Source organism: Lentzea sp. NBC_00516 (genome assembly GCF_036346835.1).
GTDB lineage: Bacteria > Actinomycetota > Actinomycetes > Mycobacteriales > Pseudonocardiaceae > Lentzea > Lentzea sokolovensis.
Window position 1 is genome coordinate 448,262 of record NZ_CP107840.1, and the last position, 18,553, is coordinate 466,814.

Here is an 18,553-nt window from a genome sequence, read left to right on the forward strand (position 1 = left end):
AATTGCTGGAGGCGGTCGTGGGCGGCAGAACAATGGCGTTCGGGGCGGCCGGGCTCGTGCTCGGCCTCCTCGTCGCGGGAACGACCATCGCATCGGCGGCGGACCCTCTGGTCTCCCGCGGCAAGGCGGTGACGGCCTCTTCTGTTGAGGGGTCGGGATTCGAGGCCGCGAAGGCGGTCGACGGCAGCACGTCGACCCGCTGGGCCTCGGTGGAGGGGCGCGACCCGGAGTGGCTGCGGGTCGACCTCGGCTCGGCGCACGCGATCAGCCGGGTGAAGCTGAGCTGGGAGGCCGCGTACGCCAAGTCGTACCGCGTGCAGACCTCGCCGGACGGCTCGGCGTGGACCGACGTGTACTCGACCAGCGCCGGTGACGGCGGCACCGATGACTTGACGCTGTCCGGTTCCGGACGATATGTCCGTGTCTACGGCACTGCGCGCGGCACCGCCTACGGCTACTCGCTGTGGGAGCTCGAGGTGTACGGCGTGGGCGGTGGCAACCCGCCGACGACGACCACTCCGCCCACGACCACGACGACTCCGCCCTCGAGCGGCCTCGGCTATCCGTTCGGCAGCAGGCAGACCCCGTACGCGGCGGGCGTCCTGCGGCCGTCGGGCAGCACGTCCACTTTGGACGCCAAGATCGTCGACTACTACCAGCGCTGGAAGTCCGCGTTCGTCAAGCAGAACTGCGGCAACGGCTGGTACCAGGTCATCTCGCCGGACGCGAAGTTCCCGTACGTGGCCGAGGCGCAGGGCTACGGCATGGTGATCACCGCGCAGATGGCGGGCGCCGACCCGGACGCGAAGAAGATCTTCGACGGCCTGCTGAAGTACAAGCTCGCCCACCCGTCGGTCAACAACCCCGACCTGCTGGCCGCCGAGCAGGACACCGCCTGCAAGAGCGTCAACGGCAGTGACAGCGCCACCGACGGCGACATGGACACCGCCTACGGCCTGCTGCTCGCCGACAGGCAGTGGGGCAGCAGCGGCACATACAACTACAAGCAGCTCGCGGTGAAGAACGTCAACGCGATCAAGAAGAGCCTGATCAACCCCAGCACGAACCTGCTCCTGATGGGCGACTGGTCCGGCCCGGACGACAGCAGGAAGTACTACGGCTCCCGGTCGTCGGACTGGATGGCCGACCACTTCAGGGCGTTCCGCACCGCGACCGGCGACTCGGCCTGGGACACGATCCGCGCCAAGCACCAGGACCTCATCGCCACGCTGCAGTCGAAGTACGCGGCGAGCACCGGCCTGCTGCCGGACTTCGTGCAGGACACCAACTCCACGGCCAAGCCCGCCGTCGGCAAGCTGCTCGAGGAGGACGCCACCGACGGCAAGTACTGGTACAACGCGTGCCGCGACCCGTGGCGCATCGGCGCGGACGCGGCGGTGACCGGCGACAGCAAGTCACTCGCCGCCGCCCGCAAGATGAACTCGTGGATCAAGAGCAAGACCGGCGGCGACCCGAACAAGATCGCGGTCGGCTACCAGCTCAACGGCACGCAGATCGACGGCGGCAGTGACGCGGCGTTCGTGGCCCCGTTCGCGGTTGCGGCTTCCACGGATCCGGGTAGTCAGGCGTGGCTGGACGCGTTGTGGACCAAGATGGTGAACACGCCGATCGCCACGGACACGTACTTCGGCGCGAGCATCCAGCTGCAGGTGATGATCACGGTGTCCGGAAATCACTGGATCCCGTAGATCTTCGAGGGCTTCAATGGAGTGATGGGGACAGCTAGAGCACGCCGCATCGCGAGGCGGGCACACCAGGGGCAGCTCACGTACAACGGTGAGCTGCTCCTGGACCGGTTGGAACGGGTCGCCGCCGCCGTCGCGGAGCGGGGCGGTGACTGGGTGGCCGTCCAGGCGGTGTGGTTGCACGAGGTTCCGGTGTCCGTTGAGGACCTGGTGCGTGAGGGCGTCCCCACGCGGGTCCTCCAGGTGGTGCGGGCATTCCGGTCGGGATCGCGGTCGGCGCCTGCCCGAGTGAGGCGTGACGCGGAACTGCTGCGCGCGGCGCTGCTCGCGGACCGCCGCCACGTTCCGCAGCCTGAGAGCCCGCCCGATGCGCGCACGCTGCCCGAGCTGCTCGCGGCGTACCGGGAAAAGCAGGACTACCGGCTCCAGTGGGCGATCAGCGGGCTGCTCGGCGAACCGAACACCCCTGGTGCGGCCGAGCTGGCCGAACAGTGGTGGGACTCCGCCGACGACTGGGAAGCACAGATGGCGGTGCTGGCGGCTCGCGGAGCAGGTCTGCTGGACAGGGAACGCCTGCTGCGCAAGGTGGTCGACGGGGGTCCTTACGCTGTCGGCACCGCGATCAGCGTGCTGAGTGGTGAGGGTGACCAGCAGGAGATCGAGCTGCTGCGCGCAGTCCTGACCAGGCAGGAGCCCGTGTGGCAGTCGGCGCGTTCCCGCGCCAAGGAACGGCTGGCCGCGATCGGAGGACCCGAGGCGGAAGCACTGGTAATGGAGTTCGCCGTCGAACTGGCGGACCTGCCGTGGCGCCACGACCGGGCCTGGTTGCACCGGAACGCGGCGACCGTGATCCCCCGGCTGATCGAGCTGCTCTCCGACCCTGACTGGTGGCACGAGGCTCCCGTCGCGCTGGCCTCGCTCAGGGCAGTCGAGGCGGTCGGCCCGATCTGCGAGAGCGTCCGGGTCGCCGAGTACCCGATTCCGATGATCCAGGCTCTGGGCGCGATAGGTTCCGCCGAAGCGGGGCCGACGCTGGTGTGGTTGCTCGGGCACGAGAGTGCGGAGGTGCGTGCGGAAGCCCTGCAGGCCCTCAGCCGGACCGGTGGCGCGGACGTGGCCGACGTGGCGATGGCGGCTTGTGACGATCCTGATGTGCAGGTGCGGGACCGAGCGGCGACGGTGCTCGCCCGGCATGCGGACGGCCGCGCGGTGACGACGCTGATCCGACTCTGCGACACCTGGCACGCGGCCGAGGCGGCGGCCGCGCTGGCTCGCATCGGTGACCCTCGTGCGTTGCCGACGCTGTGGAACCTGTTCGTGAACCACTCCGACAGGGCGGCACGCCATGCGGCGGGACGGGGCCTGGCGCGCATCGAATGCGATCAGTGGTCGTGGTGGCACGCCTCGGACGATGAGTGGGTCCAGCGCGCGCACATGTGGTTGCTCGGCCACAAGCCGGAGTGGAGCCGTAGCCGCCTGGTGGACGGGACCAAGCACTCCAAGGCGATGGTGCGGGTTCGTGCCGTGGAGGCCTTCGGTCGCCTGCGTGACCGCGCCGGCGCCGAGCACGTCCGTCCGCTGCTCGCCGACCCCGATCCGCGGGTCAGGTCGGCTGCGAGGAACGTGCTGCGGGTTCTCGAGAATCCGGGGTTGACCTTGCCCTAGGGTCAAGGTCCGAGGGTAGGGGCATGGACAACGACTTCATCGCCAGGACCGCCGCCCGCTTAGACATCCCCGGCGCCGCCGTCGGCGTCTTCCACGACGGGCGGGAGCACTTCTTCTGCCACGGCGTGACCAGCGTCGAGAACCCGTTGCCGGTCGACGAGGACACGCTCTTCCTGCTCGGCTCGGTCACCAAGACCTACACCGCCACGGCGATCATGCGGCTGGTGGCCCAGGGCCGGGTGTCGCTGGATGCCCCGGTCCGCGAGTACGTGCCGGAACTCCGGTTGCTGGACGACCGCGAGTTCACCGTCCGGCAGCTGCTCAACCACACGTCCGGGCTCGACTGGGGCACGCTGGTGGACACCGGTGAGGGTGACGACTCGTTGCGGCGCCACGTCGACACGCTCGCCACGTTGACGCTGGTCGGGGCGGTCGGCGAGCGGCCGTCCTACAGCCAGTCCGGCTTCAACCTGGCCGGGCGGATCATCGAGAACGTCACCGGGCAGACCTACGAGCAGGCGCTGATGGCGTTGCTGCTGGAGCCGTTGGGGTTCGGCAACACGCACTTCGACCGGGACGCGGTGATGACCCGGCGGTTCGCCGTCGGGCACGAGAAGGGCGAGATCGCCCGGCCGTGGCGGCATTGGAGGGCCAACAATCCCGGCGGTGGCATCGCGGCCTCCGTCGCGGATCTCCTTGCCTGGGCCCGTTTTCACCTGAGTGACGGTGACGGGATCGACTTCGCCGAGATGCGGAAGCCCACCGCCTTGTTGCGTGGCAGCAACCTCGGCGACGCCATCGGGGTCGGCTGGTTCCTGCGCGAGATCGACGGCGTGCAGGCGATCGGGCACGGTGGTTCGTCCAACGGGCAGTTCGCCGAGCTGCTGATCGTTCCCGAACGCGGCTTCGCGGTGGTGTCGATCGCGAACCAGGGGCCGGACGGCATCCCGTTCAACCAGGCGATGGTGCGCCGCGCGTTGGAGGACTGCGTCGGACTGCTCGATCGAGACCCGGAACCGTTGCCGTACAACGCTTCGAAGGCCGCCGAGGTCGCGGGTGGGTACGACAACGACGCAATGGTCATGACCATTGAGGACACCGGGTCCGGGTTGGTGCTGGAGGTGCTGATCCGGCCGGAGATCCGGGCGTCCGCCGAGATGGACCTGCCGGCCGACCACGCGCCGTTCCCGATGGGGCTGCTGCCGCGCGATGAGTACATGATCACGGACGGCGCGTTCGCCGGTCAGCGAGGGTTCTTCAGCCGCAACGCTTCCGGCGAGATCGTCGGCGTCGATCTCGCCGGTCGGATGTTCGGCCGGGTGCGATGATGCCGCGGTGATCACGATTGGCCAGCTCGCCCGGTACGCGGGCGTGACGATCAAGGCGGTGCGGCACTACCACAAGGTGGGGCTGCTGCCGGAACCCGAGCGCGACCACTCCGGCTACCGGCGCTACACCGCCCAGGACGCGGTCGGCCTGGTCAAGATCCGCACGCTCGCCGAGGCCGGTGTGCCGCTCGCCCGCGTGAAAGAACTGCTCGCGGCGGGGGAGGAGGAGTTCGCCTCGTCGATCACCGAGATCGACGAGGCGCTGCGCCGCAGGGAAGAGGAGATCCGGCAAGCTCGCGAACGGGTGGTGCGGCTGCGGGCGGGCAACGCGCTGTTCGTGAGCACGGAGGCCGCCGCGATGCTGGACCTGTTGCGGGAACTGGGAGTCAGCGAGCGCGGCGTCCGGATGGAACGCGAGGTCTGGGTGCTCATGCAGGCCGTCGCACCGGACGAGGCGGCGGTCTGGCTCGCGGACAAGACCGACTCGCTCGCCGACCCCGAGTTCCGGCGGATCTACCTGGCCTACGACGAGGCCTTCGGGTTCCCGGCCGACGATCCGCGGTTGCCCGCGCTGGCCCGGCGGGCGGCGGACTGGCTGGCACGGCGGCCCGTCCTGCCGATGGCGGATCCGGAGGTCTCCGCGCTGGCCATGGCGGCGGCCGGTGCGTCGTCGCCGGCCTGGGACCGGATGGCCGCGCTGAGCGCGCTGGTTTAGCGACCAGATGCCCCTCGGTCACGTGCCTGGCCACGGCCTGCAGCTCGTCCATCCACGAGTCGTCCGTGCGGGAATTCGGCTGGGGCTGGGCCAAGGGCGCCGGCCGGCGGACCAGGCCGGCGCCGCCCTGCCTAGAACAACGTGCGCAGGAAGGCCGGTCCGCCCTCCTCGGCGTTCAGGCCTTTCTCGACGAACGCGATGTTGTGGTGGAACGAGATCCCGCTGATGTTGCGCTCCAGATAGGAACCCTCGCCGCGCGGGTCGCGCACCTCGGCCTGGTTCAGACCATCCACAAAGGACTTGAGCATCCCCATCGACGTGCCGGCGGTCGCCTCGGGATGGCCGCCCCAGCTCGGCCAGTACGCGGTCTGCAGGTCCTCCACGACGTAGAGCCCGCCCGCCCGGACGTGCGGGAACAGCGCGTGGAACGAGGTCCGCACGTGCTCGTTGAGGTGGCTGCCGTCGTCGATGACCACGTCGAACGGGCCGAGCTCGCGACCCAGCCGGTCGAGGAACTCCGCGTCGGACTGGTCGCCCAGCACGGTCATGATCCGCGGTCCGGCGACGTTCTTGCGCGCGATGTCCAGGCCGTGCACGAGGCCGCGCCGGAAGTACCGCTGCCACATCCGCAACGAGCCACCGCCGCGGTCGGGGTCGTCGTAGCCGCCGATGCCGATCTCCAGCACCCGCACGGGTTCGGTGCGCAGGCGGGCGAAGTGGCGGTCGTAGTGCTGCGTGTACCAGTGCAGGTCGCCCCACTTGTCCGAGCCGTGCTCCACGGCCAGCTCGCCCAGGTCCCGGTGGGCGGGCCTGAGCGCGGACAGCAGCTCCTGAACCGACTCCGCAAGGCCCTTGCGGTCCTGGAACCACCCGCCGATCCCGCGCTCGTCGAGGCCGGGATCCGGGGTCGTGACGGCGAGGCTCGGCCACGGGCGTTCGTCGGTGCCGTAGAGGCCGCGCACGGCGTCGGCGAGGTCGAGCGTGATCACGACCTCCGCGTCCGCGCACAGGTGGCGGGTGGTGCGGCCGTCGAAGCCGAGGTCGAGCCGGACGTCGTGCTCACCGATCTCCCGCAGGACCTCCCCGGTGACGGCCTCGGGGGTCAGCCTGCGGATCGTGTCGTCCAGCAGGTCGCGGCCGGCGGTGGCGGCCTGCAATAGCGGGGCGAGAACCGTCCATCGGGAGGTGTCGAACACGGAGGTCCCTTCGTCTGGCTTGAGTCCGGCTTGAGCATGTCCGTTTTAGGATCGAACGCATGGGGCTCCGACGAGTGTTGAGCGTGATCTTGGCCGTGGGTCTGGTTGTGTCCGGTGCTGGATCGGCACAAGCGGGAGAGCGGCAGTTGTTGTACTACAACCACGCATGGGGAACGCTTGATCGCGTCACCGCGGACGCGGTCGAGCACTCGCGTTATCTCAAGGACTTCGCGAGCGTCGAGGTCCGCACCACGACCGGCGCGGACGGCAAGGTCTGGACAGGCCGCTACCTGCGGGGCCGCGAGACCTACCTGGAGATCTTCGGCATCGGTGACGTGCCGGGCCAGGACGGTGAACTGGGCTCCGCCGGCCTCGGGCTCTCGACCGAGCACGACGGTGACGTCGAGAAGCTCAAGACCCGGCTGCGCGCCGCGGGCGAGAAGCCGATCGACTTCACGCAGACCCGCGACTTCGGCGACGGCAAGCCCGTGCCGTGGTTCGACTCGGTGTTCCTGATCGAGAGGTATGACAGGTTCGGCGCCTGGGCCATGGAGTACCGCGACGAGTACCTGACCGACCCGCGCAGCAACGTGGGTCCCGCGAAGTTCCCCGGCGACGTCACGCGTGAGCGGTACCTGCCGGACGCCTACAAGGACAAGGTGATGCGCGACATCACGCTCATCCGCGTCGCCGTCACCGCCTCGGACCTGGCCGCCACCATGCCGTTGCTGCGGGCGGGCGGGTTCTCGCTGAGGACCGGACCGGGCACCGTCGTGGCCTCGCGCGGCGGCACCACGATGCGGTTCGACGAGGCGCCGATGGGACAGACCGGGCTCAAGCGCGTCGAGTTCGACCTGAACCGCCCGGTCGCGCGGCACGTCGAGAAGCTGGGCACGTCCACGCTGGTCGTGGGTCCGGGCAAGCGCGCGGTCTGGACTTTCTGAGGATCCTTTCCAGCTGCCGCTTCTCTGGCCAAGATTGGATCGGCGCCATCTCCGTACTTCAGGTCGCGATTGCGCCGATCCCACTTGTGCGTCCTGCGGCACAAAAGCCATTGTCGACGTGGCCTGTCTTGTCCACGCGGCGTGGACCAACACGATACTGTTAGCTTGTGCACGCCAGGTATAGCTTTCGAATTGAGCCTGCCGAGGTTCAACGCGGGATGTTGGCGCGCACGTTCGGGTGTGCCCGGGTCGTGTTCAACGATGCGATCCGCTGCCGTGATGAGGCCTATCGTGCAGGGGTGAAACTTTCGCCGGCCGAGGTTCAGAGTCGCGTGATCACCGCGGCGAAGGCCGTCGACGAACGTGCTTGGTTGTCGGAGGTGGCATCTGTTGCGCTGGTGCAGTCGGTGCGCGACGCCGACCGCGCCTACCGGAACTTCTTCAGCTCGGCTGCCGGTCGCCGCGCCGGTCGCAAGATCGGCAGGCCGCGGTTCAAGTCCCGCAAGGACAACCGGCAGTCGTTCCGACTCACACGCAACGGCTTCACACTCCGGCCGAACGGGCGGCTGCACATCGCGAAAATCGGTGATGTGAGGGTGCGTTGGTCACGTGAACTACCGTCCGAACCATCTTCGGTAACGATCATCCGCGAATCAGATGGGCATTACTACGCCTCGTTCGTGGTTGAAGTCGCACGGACGCCGTTGCCTGTCGTGGAACGAGAGGCAGCGGTGGACCTCGGTATCACGCGGCTGGCCACCGTCGCCACCACAGACGGCGCCCGGATGGATATTCCGAATCCGCGGCACCTGCAGCGTGGCCTGCGCAAGCTCGCTCGGTTGCAACGCGAACATGCACGCTGTGCCAAGGCCAGCGCGAACAGAGCCAAGATTCGGCGCAAGGTCGCGGCCGTGCACAGCAAGATCAGTCGTGCACGACGGGACAATCATCACAAGCAGGCTCTGCTTCTGATCCGCGATAACCAAGCGGTCCACGTTGAGAGCCTGAACATCGCAGGAATGCTCCGCAACCAGCGGTTGGCGCGTGCCATCGCTGACGCAGGATGGGCACAGTTCGTCCGGCTTCTCGAGGAGAAGGCTGACCGGTACGGTCGAGCTGTGGTCAAGGTGTCCCGCTGGCTGCCCAGCTCAAAAACCTGTTCGGGTTGTGGATACGTTATGGACTCAATGCCGCTGAACATCAGGGCGTGGGCCTGCCCAGAGTGTGGTGTGGGACATGACCGGGACCACAACGCCGCTGTCAACATCCTCGCCGCAGGGCGTGCGGAGAGGCTAAACGCCTGCGGAGTCCTTGTAAGACCCCACTTCTAGGGGCTCAGGGCGATGAAACAGGAAGCGTTCCGGACGCGGCACAGCCGCGCAGGAATCCCGAACTCATGATCGGGAAGTACGTCAAACCCTGGTCCGGACGGACCAACGAACGGGGTGTCGGGCGGGTGTCGCTGATCGGGCGGGATCGGGAACGGGAACGGCTGGTGGCGCTGGCGGAGGCCGGCGGGTCGCTGCTGATCGTCGGTGAGCCCGGCGTGGGCAAGTCGGCGCTGCTGTCCTGCCTCGACGGTCACCTGGTCGCGGGCGTCGAGGCCGAGCAGGACCTGCCCTACGCCGGACTGCACCAGGTCCTGCACCCGTTCCTCGATCTGACCACGTTGTCCGGTGCGCGGCGGGGCGCGCTGGAAGTCGTTCTGGGACTCGCCGACGGCCCCGCGCCACCCGTGCACCTCGTCGGGCTCGCCGCGCTGGAGGTGCTGAGCGCGGCACGGCCCGTCGTCCTGGTCGACGACGCGCACTGGCTGGACCAGGCGAGCCAGGACGTTCTCGGGTTCGTGGCGCGCCGCCTCACCGGTGCCGTTCTGGTTCTCGCGGCCCGGACGCCGGTCTTCGAGGGCGTGCCGACGCTCTCCTTGGCACCACTGGATTCCCCGGAGTCCGTCGCGGTGCTCGACGCGGTCGCGCCCGGCCTGGATCCCGAACGCCGCTCGTGGGTGCTCGCCCAGGCGGCCGGGAACCCGTTGGCGCTCACCGAACTCCCGCTCGGCGGCAACTCCCTGGAGGAGTCCTTCGCCGCCCGTGCCTCGATCCTGCCTGCCGACGTGCGGGCGTCGTTGCTCGCCTTGGCGCTCGGCGGTGCTCCCTCCGCGGACCTCGGCCCGGCCGTCGAGGCCAGGCTGGTCGACCGGGACGGGGCGTTCCGGCACCCGTTGATCAGGTCGGCGATCGCCGGTGCCGCAGGCCTTTCCGAACGCCAGGAGGCCCATCGCCGGCTCGCCTGGGCGACCGACGAGCCCGACCGGCGGGCATGGCACCTGGCCGGAGCCGCGACCGGTGCCGACGAGAACGTGGCCTGCCTGCTGGAGAAGACCGCCGACCGGGCGCTCCGGCGTGGCGGCGCGGTGGCCGCTGTTCGCGCTCTGGAACGCGCTGCCGCCCTGGGCGACGGCGGTGAGCGTGCCCGGCGGTTGTTGCGGGCGGCCGAGCTGGCGGCGGAGGCGGGACGGCGCGACGACGTCGAGCGAATCCTGCTGGATGTGCGCGGCCTGGACCTCACGGCACGGGAGCGCGCACTCGTGACGTGGCTGCCCACGGCGTTCGACGACGGCGTGAGCGAAGGTGTGGCAGGCCCCGGCGAACTGGTCGGGCTGGCCGAGTCCGTGGTGGCCGGCGGCGACGTCGAACTGGGCATGCGGATCTTCTGGAGCGTCGCGATGCGGTGCTTCTGGGTGGAGCCGGGCGCGGCTGTGCGGGAGCGGATCGCGGCGGTGGCGCGCAGGCTGCCGATCGACCCGTGCGACCCGCGCATGCTCGCGATGACGGCTTATGTGTGCCCGGTACAGCAGGGGGACGCGGTGGTGGCCGGGCTGCGTGCGGTCCGCGGCGAATGCGACGACCCGGCCACTCTCCGGTTGCTCGGCAGTGCCGCCCTCCAGGTCGGTGCCTTCGCCGACTCGGTCCGGTTCTCCCTTGCCGCCCAACGGGATTTCCGCGCGCAGGGCCAGTTCGGACTCCTTGCCAGAGCCCTCGCCGTCGAGGCCTGGAGCCGGACGCGCCTGGGCGACATCGCCGCCGCCGAACCCGCCGCCGAGGAGGCCGCCCGACTCGCCGAGGAGACCGGCCAGCCGTACATGCGCGGACTGGCCGCCGCCGTCCAGGCCGAGATCGCCGCCCTGCGCGGCGAGTACGAGCGGTCGGCCGAACTGGCGGCCAACGCCGAACGCATCGGGCTTGCGGCGGGCGCACGACCCGTTCTCGCCACCGTGCAGTTGGCCAGGAGCCTGGCCGCGCTCGGGGAGGGCCGCTACGCCGACGCGTTCGCCGCCGTCCGCCGCGTTCACGACCCCTCCGACCCCGCCTACCAGCTCGCGTTGCGCCGGTACGTGCTGCCCGAACTGGCCGAGGCCGCGACCCGCAGCGGCAACGCCGACGAGGCCGCCAAGATCGTGGAGGAGCTCGACACCGCCACGAGTTCGCCCGCGCCGGCGGCCGGGCTGAGGTACGCGCGGGCACTTTTGGCCGCGGACGACGAGGCCGAGGCGTTGTTCGAAGCGGCGCTCGACAGCGGCAGCTCGCCGTGGGACCGGGCGCGCGTGCAGCTGGCGTTCGGCGCGTGGCTGCGCAGGCAGCGCCGGGCGGCCCAGGCCCGGCCGCACCTCAAGGCGGCCGCGGAGGCGTTCGAGGCGTTCGGCACCAGGGACTGGGCGGAACGGGCCCGCGAGGAGCTGCGGGCGTCCGGCGAGTCGCGCGGCGGCAACGGCGAGCTGACCGAGCACGAGCTGACCATCGCGCGGATGGCGGCGGACGGGCTGACGAACAAGGAGATCGGCGAGCGGCTGCACCTGTCGCATCGCACGGTCAGCACGCACCTGCACCGGATCTTCCCGAAACTCGGGGTCACGGCACGCGCCGAACTGAAGGAGGCGCTCATGACGTACTCCGACACCGTCACCTGACGCTCGCGAGCCCCCGCCCGACGCCCCTACCGTCGACGCCATGATCAGCAGGCGACAGTTCTCCCAGGCTCTGGCCGTGGCCGGTCTCGCGGCACCCCTGGTCACCGCGACCGCGCACGCCTCGCAGCCGTCCTGGGGCCCGATCAAGCAGGTCAGGGCAGGCCTGCTCGACATCGGCTACGCGGAGATGGGCCCGGCGGACGGCCCGGTCACGATCCTGCTGCACGGCTGGCCGTACGACATCCACAGCTACGTCGACGTGGCACCGGCCCTGGCCGCGCGGGGACACCGCGTCCTCATCCCGTACCTGCGCGGCTACGGCCCCACCCGGTTCCTGCACGCGCGCACGACCCGCAACGGCCAGCAGTCGGCGCTGGCCGCGGACGTCATCGCGTTCATGGACGCCCTGAAGATCCGCAAGGCGACGGTGGCCGGGTTCGACTGGGGCGCACGAACGGCGTGCATCGTTGCGGCGCTGTGGCCGGACCGGGTCAAGGCGCTCGTGTCGGTCAGCGGCTACCTGGTCGTCAACCTCCAGCAGAACCAGGAACCGCTGTCCCCGCAGGCCGAACTGGGCTGGTGGTACCAGTATTATTTCGCGACCGACCGCGGCGTGAAGGGCTACGAGCAGAACTCCTACGAGTTCAACAAGCTCATCTGGAAGCTCGCCTCGCCCCAGTGGAACTTCGACGAGGCCACCTACGCCCAGAGCGCCACGGCGTGGAAGAACCCCGACCACGTCGCGATCGTCATCCACAACTACCGCTGGCGGCTGCAGCTCGCGCAGGGTGAGCACCGCTACGACGGGTTCGAACGCAAGCTGCAGGCCAGGCCGGTGATCAGCGTGCCGGCGATCACCATCGCCAGCGACTTCGACGGCCCCAACAAGGACGGCATGGCGTACCGCAAGCAGTTCAGCGGCCGCTACGAGCACCGGATCCTCGACGGCATCGGGCACAACGTGCCGCAGGAGGCACCCGAGGCGTTCACGAAGGCCGTGCTCGACATCAGCTCGGGGGCGTGAGGATCCCACCCGCGGTCGTGCGGATGCGCAACGAGGAAGCCCGCGCGTCCCGCACGATCCGGTCGACGTCGTAGGCCACCAGCCTCCCGCCGCGCTTGATGATCCGGCCGTCCGAGAACACCGTGTCGACGTTGGCGGCGGTCGCCGCCTGCACGAGCGTCGTCTCGAACAACCCGCCCGGCGCGAGGTTGATGTCGTTGGTGCGCACCAGGATCACGTCCGCGCGCTTGCCGACGGTGATCGACCCGGTGACGTCACCGAGTCCCAGCGCACGGGCGCCGTTGAGGGTCGCCATCTCCAGCACGTCCCGGAACCCGACCTCGGGCAGACCCGCGGAAGGCGTTCCAGACCAGGGGATTCCGGTGTTCCAGACGAGCCTCATCGCCTCGAACACGTCCGACGGCGCGATCGACGTGGCGTCCGAGGACAGCGACACCGGCACCCCGGCCCTGCGGAACCGCAGCAGCGCGTCCCGTGGATCACCCGCGGTGCCCAGCCGGAACTCCGAATGCGGCGCCCACGACAGCGGCGTGCCGGTCCGCGCCATGATCTCCATGTCGCTGTCCAGAGCCGTGACGTAGTGGCACAGCAACGTCTTCGGGCCGAGCCAGCCCCGGCGTTCGTAGTCCGCCGCGTCCACGGTTCGCGGCGGTGCCTGACCGGCGTGGATCGCGACCGGCAGACCGCGTGCCAGCACGGCGTCCATGTCCGCGAAGAACGCCGGTTCGGTGCTCTGCGACAGCCCGCGCACGCATACGCCCAGGTGCACCAGCCCGTCGAACGCCGTGCCGTGCGCGAAGTACTGCTGCCGCACGCGGTCCACGTCCGTCAGGTCCATCGGTACGTCGCGCGGCATCTGGTCGACGTGGCCGTAGGAGAACCGGGCGCGCAGCAGTCCGTCGCGGTGAGCGCGCAGTTCGGCGTCGGCGTGCGCGGGGGAGCGGGTGTTGTTGGACCAGTTGTGCACGGTGGTCACGCCCGCGTTCGCCAGTTCCGCGAGCCCGAGCAGGACGCTGCGGTGGACGTCCTTCGCCTCGTACAGAGTGGAGGTCGCCCGTTTCGCGGCGAAGTACGGGAAGCCGTCGGCCACGAAGTTGCGGCCCAGCGCGCTCCACATGTGGTGGTGGGTGTTGACGAAGCCGGGCAGGACGATCATGTCGGTCGCGTCGACGACCTTCGCGCCGCGCGCGTCCAGGTTCGGCCCGACGCCGGTGATCCGGCCGTCGTCGATCAGGACGTCCGCGCGGGGCAGCACCCCGAGTGCCCTGTCGACGGTGACGACGGCGCCGCCGCGGATCAGGTACCGCCCGCGCCGCGTGTCCGACGTGTCAGCGCTCGCCACGCCGCCGGCGGCCGACACGGCCAGTGCCGCGCCCAGGGATTTGGTGAGTGTCCTTCGGTTGATCATGCGGCCTCCAAGGCAGGGAGAGCCGATGCTCGCCGACCGTCAGAGGCCTGTCACGGGAGTTGCGCCGCCCGGCTCAGCGCGTCTGGTCGAGTGGACGCATGTGCTTGTCCGGCGCGGTGGTCAGGGCGTCGATCTGCGGCCGTGCGGCGTCCAGGCGGTTCTTCTCGCTCGACTGACGGCGGATGATCTCGTCCACGTTGGACGCCTGCACGAGCAGTCCGGGGGCGACGAGCCAGCCCTCCGGCAGCGCCCGGCCCTGCGTGGCCTGCTTCGCGAGCAGCCACCCGCCCACCGCGCCCTTGAGGAAGTGCTCGGCCGACACCGACGCGAACAGGTGCCCGTCCTTGACGCCCTGCAACGCCTTCGGGTCCAGGCTGAACGCCGCGGCCAGCCACTTCGCGTTCTTCTCCGCGTGCACGGCGGCGAGGTTGATCGCGTCCACGTCACCCGCGCCCAGCAACGCGACGGCGTCGGAGTTCGCGTCGGCGAGCCGTTGCCACGTCGCGAGGTTCGCCGTCTGGTCGCGCCCGGTGTCGAGCGGGCCGATGACCTGCATCTTCGGCAACCGTTCCGCGAGCCGTTCGCGCAGGCCCAGCGCCCGCAGGTCCAGGGCGGGCATCGCGGGGGAGTTGCTGCCGATGACGATCTTGCCCGCGCTGTCCGGTGGCAACCGCTCCGCCGTCGCGTCGGCGAGCACCCTGCCGAGTTCGTAGTTGTCGTTCTCGATCATCAGCTTCGCCCCGCTGCCGGGGGCGACCTGACCTCCCGCGACCGCGATCAGGGGGATTCCCTCGTCGATCACCTGCGCCATCGGCTCGGCCACCAGTTCGGGCGCCACCGCGGACACCCCGATGCCGCCCTTGGCCCGCGTCGAGAGGTCGCGCAGCAGTTCGGCCTGCTTGAGACCGTCGTGCGTGTCCGGACCGGTCGTCTCGGTTCTGACCCCGCCGGCGATGGTCGCGCCCGCCCGGAAACCTTCGCTCATCTCCCGGGAGAAGTCGCGGCTGGTGTTCTGGGACACGAATCCGATGATGGGCGGGTCATCGGACGTCTGCTCGCCACCGCATCCGCCCACCCCTGCCGTCAGCAGCAAAACAGCAGGTAGAGCTATGTGGGTGAAGCGAACCACGGGGCGTCCTGTCCGTTGGCCGGTAGAAGGCGAGAAGGCTAGTGCACGGTGGAACGAGGTGTCGGCTTGCGTGCGATCCTTTGGCTGCGTACCAATAGCACCTTCGCAAGGACGCGACGTGAGGCTTTGTAGATGCTGTCCAACTGGGTCGAGACTCGCACGACCGTGCAGACGACCGTCGTCAGCCTGACGATCGGCCTCGCCGCGTTGGCGGGCCTCGCGCTGTGGACGAACCTCAGCATGCAGCGCGCCGCCACGCACCTGCACGAACTGAACGAGACCAGTGACCACTGGGGGCTGGTCGTCCAGAACGTCGACGTCGCCGATCACGCGCTCACCGACTACGTCAGGTCCGGCACGCCGGTGATGAGCCAGCCCGTCGCGACCGCCGCCGGTGCCGCCGACGAGAGCCTGCGCTGGCTGCGCGACCACGGCGCGCCGGCCGACGTCCGTGCCGCCAGGATCGTCGGCGATCTTTACGGTGACTACAGCGGTCTGCTGCGCGAGACGGTCGCGGCGGGCGATCGCGGTGACGCCACGGCCGCGTTGCAGAACGCGGACCAGGCCGAGCTGACGCTGGCGTCGTTGCGCAAACAGCTCTCCACGGTCGTGCAGCTCAAACGTCTGGAGACGACCGACTACCTGCGTGCCGCGGAGATGCAGAACGGCAACCTCCGCATCGCCGCTCTCGTCGCGTTCGTCATCGACCTGGGACTGGTGGGGCTGTGCGGCGTCGTGCTGCTCGGCCACCGCCGCAAGATCCTCCGCCAGGCCGCCAGGAGCGAGCACGAGGCGATGCACGACGCGTTGACCGGCCTGGCCAACCGCACGCTGCTGACCCAGCGCACCGCGCAGGCGATCCGCCGCAGCAACCAGACGGGCGACCCGCTCGGCCTGTTCCTGATCGACCTCAACCGCTTCAAGCCGATCAACGACACCCTCGGCCACGCGTTCGGCGACAAGCTGCTGCAACTGGTCGCCAACCGGCTGACCGGCGCCGTCCGCGACGTCGACACCGTGGCCAGGCTGGGCGGCGACGAGTTCGCGGTCCTGCTGCCGTCGGTGAGCACCTCCGAGAACGCGCTGATCGTCGCCGAACGCGTGCACCGCGCGCTGGACGAGGCCGTCGACCTGGACGGACTGTCGGTCGACGTCGGCTGCAGCATCGGCGTCGCGCTGTACCCGACCAACTCCGCCGACGCGCACGAACTGCTCAAGCACGCGGACATCGCGATGTACGCGGCCAAGCGCGGCCGCCTCGGCACGTCCGTCTACGAGCCGTGCCTCGACGAGCACCACGCCGCGCAGCTCACCGTGATCAGCGACCTGCGCCGCGCCCTCGACCAGTGCGAGCTCGTCCTGCACTACCAGCCGAAAGCCGACCTGCGCAGCGGCGAGGTCTGCGGCGCCGAGGTCCTGTGCCGCTGGCAGCACCCGGTCCACGGCCTGCTGGGCCCGGACAGGTTCATCCCGGCCGCCGAGGAGACCGGCCTGATCGAACCGCTCACGCAGTACGTGCTCGACCACGCGCTGGCCCAGTGCCAGGCCTGGCACCTCGCCGGCTGGGACGTCCCGATCTCGGTCAACGTCGGCGCACAGTGCCTGCACGACATGACGTTCCCCGAGCAGGTCGCCGCCGCGCTGAAACACCACGGCCTCGACGCCGCCGTGCTCACGCTGGAGATCACCGAAAGCGCGATCATCGCCGACCCGCACCGCGCGACCGACGTGCTGACGCGCCTGCGGGAACTGGGCGTGCGGCTGTCCATCGACGACTTCGGCACCGGCTACTCGTCCATCGCCTACCTGCGCACGATGCCGGTGCACGAGATGAAGATCGACCGCTCGTTCACCACGAACATGCGCACGGACGCGTCCAGCGGCGCGATCACCCGCTCGTTGCTCGGGCTCGCGCACAACCTGGAGCTGGAGGTCGTGGCCGAGGGCGTCGAGGACGAGGAGACGTGGGCCGTCCTCGCCGCCCTGGGCTGCGACATCGTGCAGGGCTACTGTCTGAGCAAACCGTTGCCGGCGGACGAGTTCGTCACGTGGCTGCGCGGCCGGACGCTCGCCGAGCTGGTCGTCACCGCTGACTAGCGGCGCGGCCTGAAACGTTGCCGCAACGTTTCAGACCGCGCCGCTGGCCAGCTTGTAGGCCGCCGCCCCGATCAGCTCCAGCGATACCTGCAGCCGTTCCAGGCTGATGTTGTCGCGGATCGTGTCCTCCGGCGTGTGGTAGATCGGCTCCAGCTGTGCCGGCCCGCCCTCGCCGCGCCAGCTGAAGTTCGCCGACGCCAGGCCCTTCTCGTGGAACGGCACGTGGTCGCTCGACCCGCGCGCCACCGGTCCGTGCACCCGCGGGTCGTAGCCGAGGCGTTGTGCCGCAGCACGAACGTTGGCCGTCGTCGCGTTGTCGGCGCCGTCCACGGACAGCAGCCAGTAGGCCGTCGCCGGGTCGTGGCTGGTGGCGACCATGTCGTTCTGGAACACGCCCTTGATCCGGGTGATCTCCTCGGGCGGCAGCTGCGAGACGTAGTGCCGTGACCCGAGCAGTCCCTGTTCCTCCGAGCCCCACAACGCGAACCGCAACGCCTTGTTCGTTGGCAGATAACGCAGAACGCGCGCCAGCTCCAGGCACAGGACCGTGCCGCTGCCGTCGTCGTTGGCGCCCGGCGAGCCCGGCACGGTGTCGTAGTGCGCGGTGACCATCACGACCCCGTTGTCGCGCCACGGGAACGTCGACGGCCGGTCCGCGATCACGTTGTAGGACGTGAGGTTCGGGTGGTGGACGGTGCTGATCGTCAGCTCACCGGAACCCTGGGCGCGCAGTTTCTCCGTGTGCACCTGGGCGAGGCCGATCACGGGCACGGCGACGTCGCGGTCGAGGGCGGGGGAGAAGGCGCTGGACTTGCTCGCCGTGGCGGAGATGCGGCCGAGCACCACCGCCACCGCACCGCGTTCGATCGCCGCGTGCGTGGGCGCGGATCCGGCGGGAGCGTTGACGTAGAACGCGATCTTGCCGGTCAGATCCGGCAACTGGCCGTCGGCGACCTCGACGAACGGAGCCTTGACGGTGACGCCGAGGCTGCCGAACCGGGAGGCGCCGGCCTGCCACTGGCCGTTGACGTCGGCGAGGTACTTGTCCGGCACGGTGAACGGCTGCGTCGTCACCTGGTACCGCAACGCCTTGAGCTCGCGAACGAGGTAGTCGCGCGCCCGGTGCTCGGACGCGGTGCCGCCGATGCGCGGCCCGATCCTGTCGCTCAAGACCTTGAGGTGTTCGAGTGCGTGGCGTGCCCGAACCCTTGCCACGACGGGGAAATCGCCGAGGTTCAGGTCCGGCACGTGCGAGGCGCCCGGCCGCTGCCCGGTGGCCGCGATCGCGCTCGCGGGATTGGCCACCACGGCGGCCACCCCGGCCGCCGCCGCGAAGAAGTCACGTCTGCGCAAGTCGTCCCCCATCTCCGAAGT

General features: G+C 69.8%; 13 protein-coding genes. 9 read left to right on the forward strand and 4 right to left on the reverse strand.

Annotated features, from left to right (window positions below; genetic code table 11):
- Positions 1 to 17: 17 nt before the first annotated feature.
- Genes OG205_RS02095 through OG205_RS02110 form a run of 4 tightly spaced genes read left to right on the forward strand, consistent with a single transcriptional unit; the run spans position 18 to position 5,414 of the window.
- Entirely contained in the window at positions 18 to 1,709 is a 1,692-nt protein-coding gene (locus tag OG205_RS02095) for a glycosyl hydrolase family 8 (RefSeq protein WP_330274506.1), read from the forward strand.
- Between the two features lie 24 nt (positions 1,710 to 1,733).
- A complete protein-coding gene (locus OG205_RS02100) occupies positions 1,734 to 3,371 on the forward strand; it encodes a HEAT repeat domain-containing protein (protein WP_330274507.1) in 1,638 nt (545 codons plus the stop codon).
- 23 nt (positions 3,372 to 3,394) lie between these two features.
- Complete coding sequence (locus tag OG205_RS02105) at positions 3,395 to 4,699, forward strand: serine hydrolase domain-containing protein (protein WP_330274508.1); 1,305 nt, start codon at positions 3,395 to 3,397, stop codon at positions 4,697 to 4,699.
- A gap of 7 nt (positions 4,700 to 4,706) precedes the next feature.
- Positions 4,707 to 5,414, forward strand: a complete 708-nt coding sequence (locus OG205_RS02110) for a MerR family transcriptional regulator (RefSeq protein WP_330274509.1) — start codon at positions 4,707 to 4,709, stop codon at positions 5,412 to 5,414.
- Positions 5,415 to 5,545: 131 nt separating this feature from the next.
- Here the strand turns inward: OG205_RS02110 and OG205_RS02115 are convergent, their stop codons facing one another.
- Complete coding sequence (locus OG205_RS02115) at positions 5,546 to 6,610, reverse strand: class I SAM-dependent methyltransferase (RefSeq protein WP_330274510.1); 1,065 nt, start codon at positions 6,608 to 6,610, stop codon at positions 5,546 to 5,548.
- Between the two features lie 59 nt (positions 6,611 to 6,669).
- On the opposite strand from OG205_RS02115, the gene OG205_RS02120 reads away from it, so the two are divergent.
- From OG205_RS02120 to OG205_RS02135, 4 genes are all read left to right on the forward strand, one after another.
- The gene (locus OG205_RS02120; protein ID WP_330274511.1) at positions 6,670 to 7,554 is read left to right on the forward strand and encodes a DUF5829 family protein; all 885 of its coding nucleotides are present in this window, start codon (positions 6,670 to 6,672) and stop codon (positions 7,552 to 7,554) included.
- Positions 7,555 to 7,721: 167 nt separating this feature from the next.
- Positions 7,722 to 8,885: an RNA-guided endonuclease InsQ/TnpB family protein gene (locus OG205_RS02125; RefSeq protein ID WP_330274512.1), complete on the forward strand. Its 1,164-nt coding sequence runs from the start codon at positions 7,722 to 7,724 to the stop codon at positions 8,883 to 8,885.
- Positions 8,886 to 8,950: 65 nt separating this feature from the next.
- Positions 8,951 to 11,521, forward strand: coding sequence for a LuxR family transcriptional regulator (locus tag OG205_RS02130; RefSeq protein ID WP_330274513.1), 2,571 nt, complete (start codon positions 8,951 to 8,953; stop codon positions 11,519 to 11,521).
- 40 nt (positions 11,522 to 11,561) lie between these two features.
- A complete protein-coding gene (locus tag OG205_RS02135; RefSeq protein WP_330274514.1) occupies positions 11,562 to 12,545 on the forward strand; it encodes an alpha/beta fold hydrolase in 984 nt (327 codons plus the stop codon).
- Here OG205_RS02135 and OG205_RS02140 read toward each other — a convergent pair.
- Both OG205_RS02140 and OG205_RS02145 read right to left on the reverse strand, forming a co-directional pair.
- Positions 12,529 to 13,953, reverse strand: a complete 1,425-nt coding sequence (locus OG205_RS02140; RefSeq protein WP_330274515.1) for an amidohydrolase family protein — start codon at positions 13,951 to 13,953, stop codon at positions 12,529 to 12,531. The two genes, OG205_RS02135 and OG205_RS02140, sit on opposite strands and share 17 nt — an antisense overlap.
- Positions 13,954 to 14,026: 73 nt before the next feature.
- Complete coding sequence (locus OG205_RS02145) at positions 14,027 to 14,974, reverse strand: sugar ABC transporter substrate-binding protein (RefSeq protein ID WP_330274516.1); 948 nt, start codon at positions 14,972 to 14,974, stop codon at positions 14,027 to 14,029.
- A 240-nt stretch (positions 14,975 to 15,214) separates the two neighbouring features.
- Between OG205_RS02145 and OG205_RS02150 the strand changes: the two genes are divergently transcribed.
- Positions 15,215 to 17,179, forward strand: a complete 1,965-nt coding sequence (locus tag OG205_RS02150) for a putative bifunctional diguanylate cyclase/phosphodiesterase (RefSeq protein ID WP_330274517.1) — start codon at positions 15,215 to 15,217, stop codon at positions 17,177 to 17,179.
- A 30-nt stretch (positions 17,180 to 17,209) separates the two neighbouring features.
- Here OG205_RS02150 and OG205_RS02155 read toward each other — a convergent pair whose 3' ends face one another.
- Entirely contained in the window at positions 17,210 to 18,544 is a 1,335-nt protein-coding gene (locus OG205_RS02155) for a M28 family peptidase (protein ID WP_330274518.1), read from the reverse strand.
- Positions 18,545 to 18,553 lie beyond the last annotated feature (9 nt).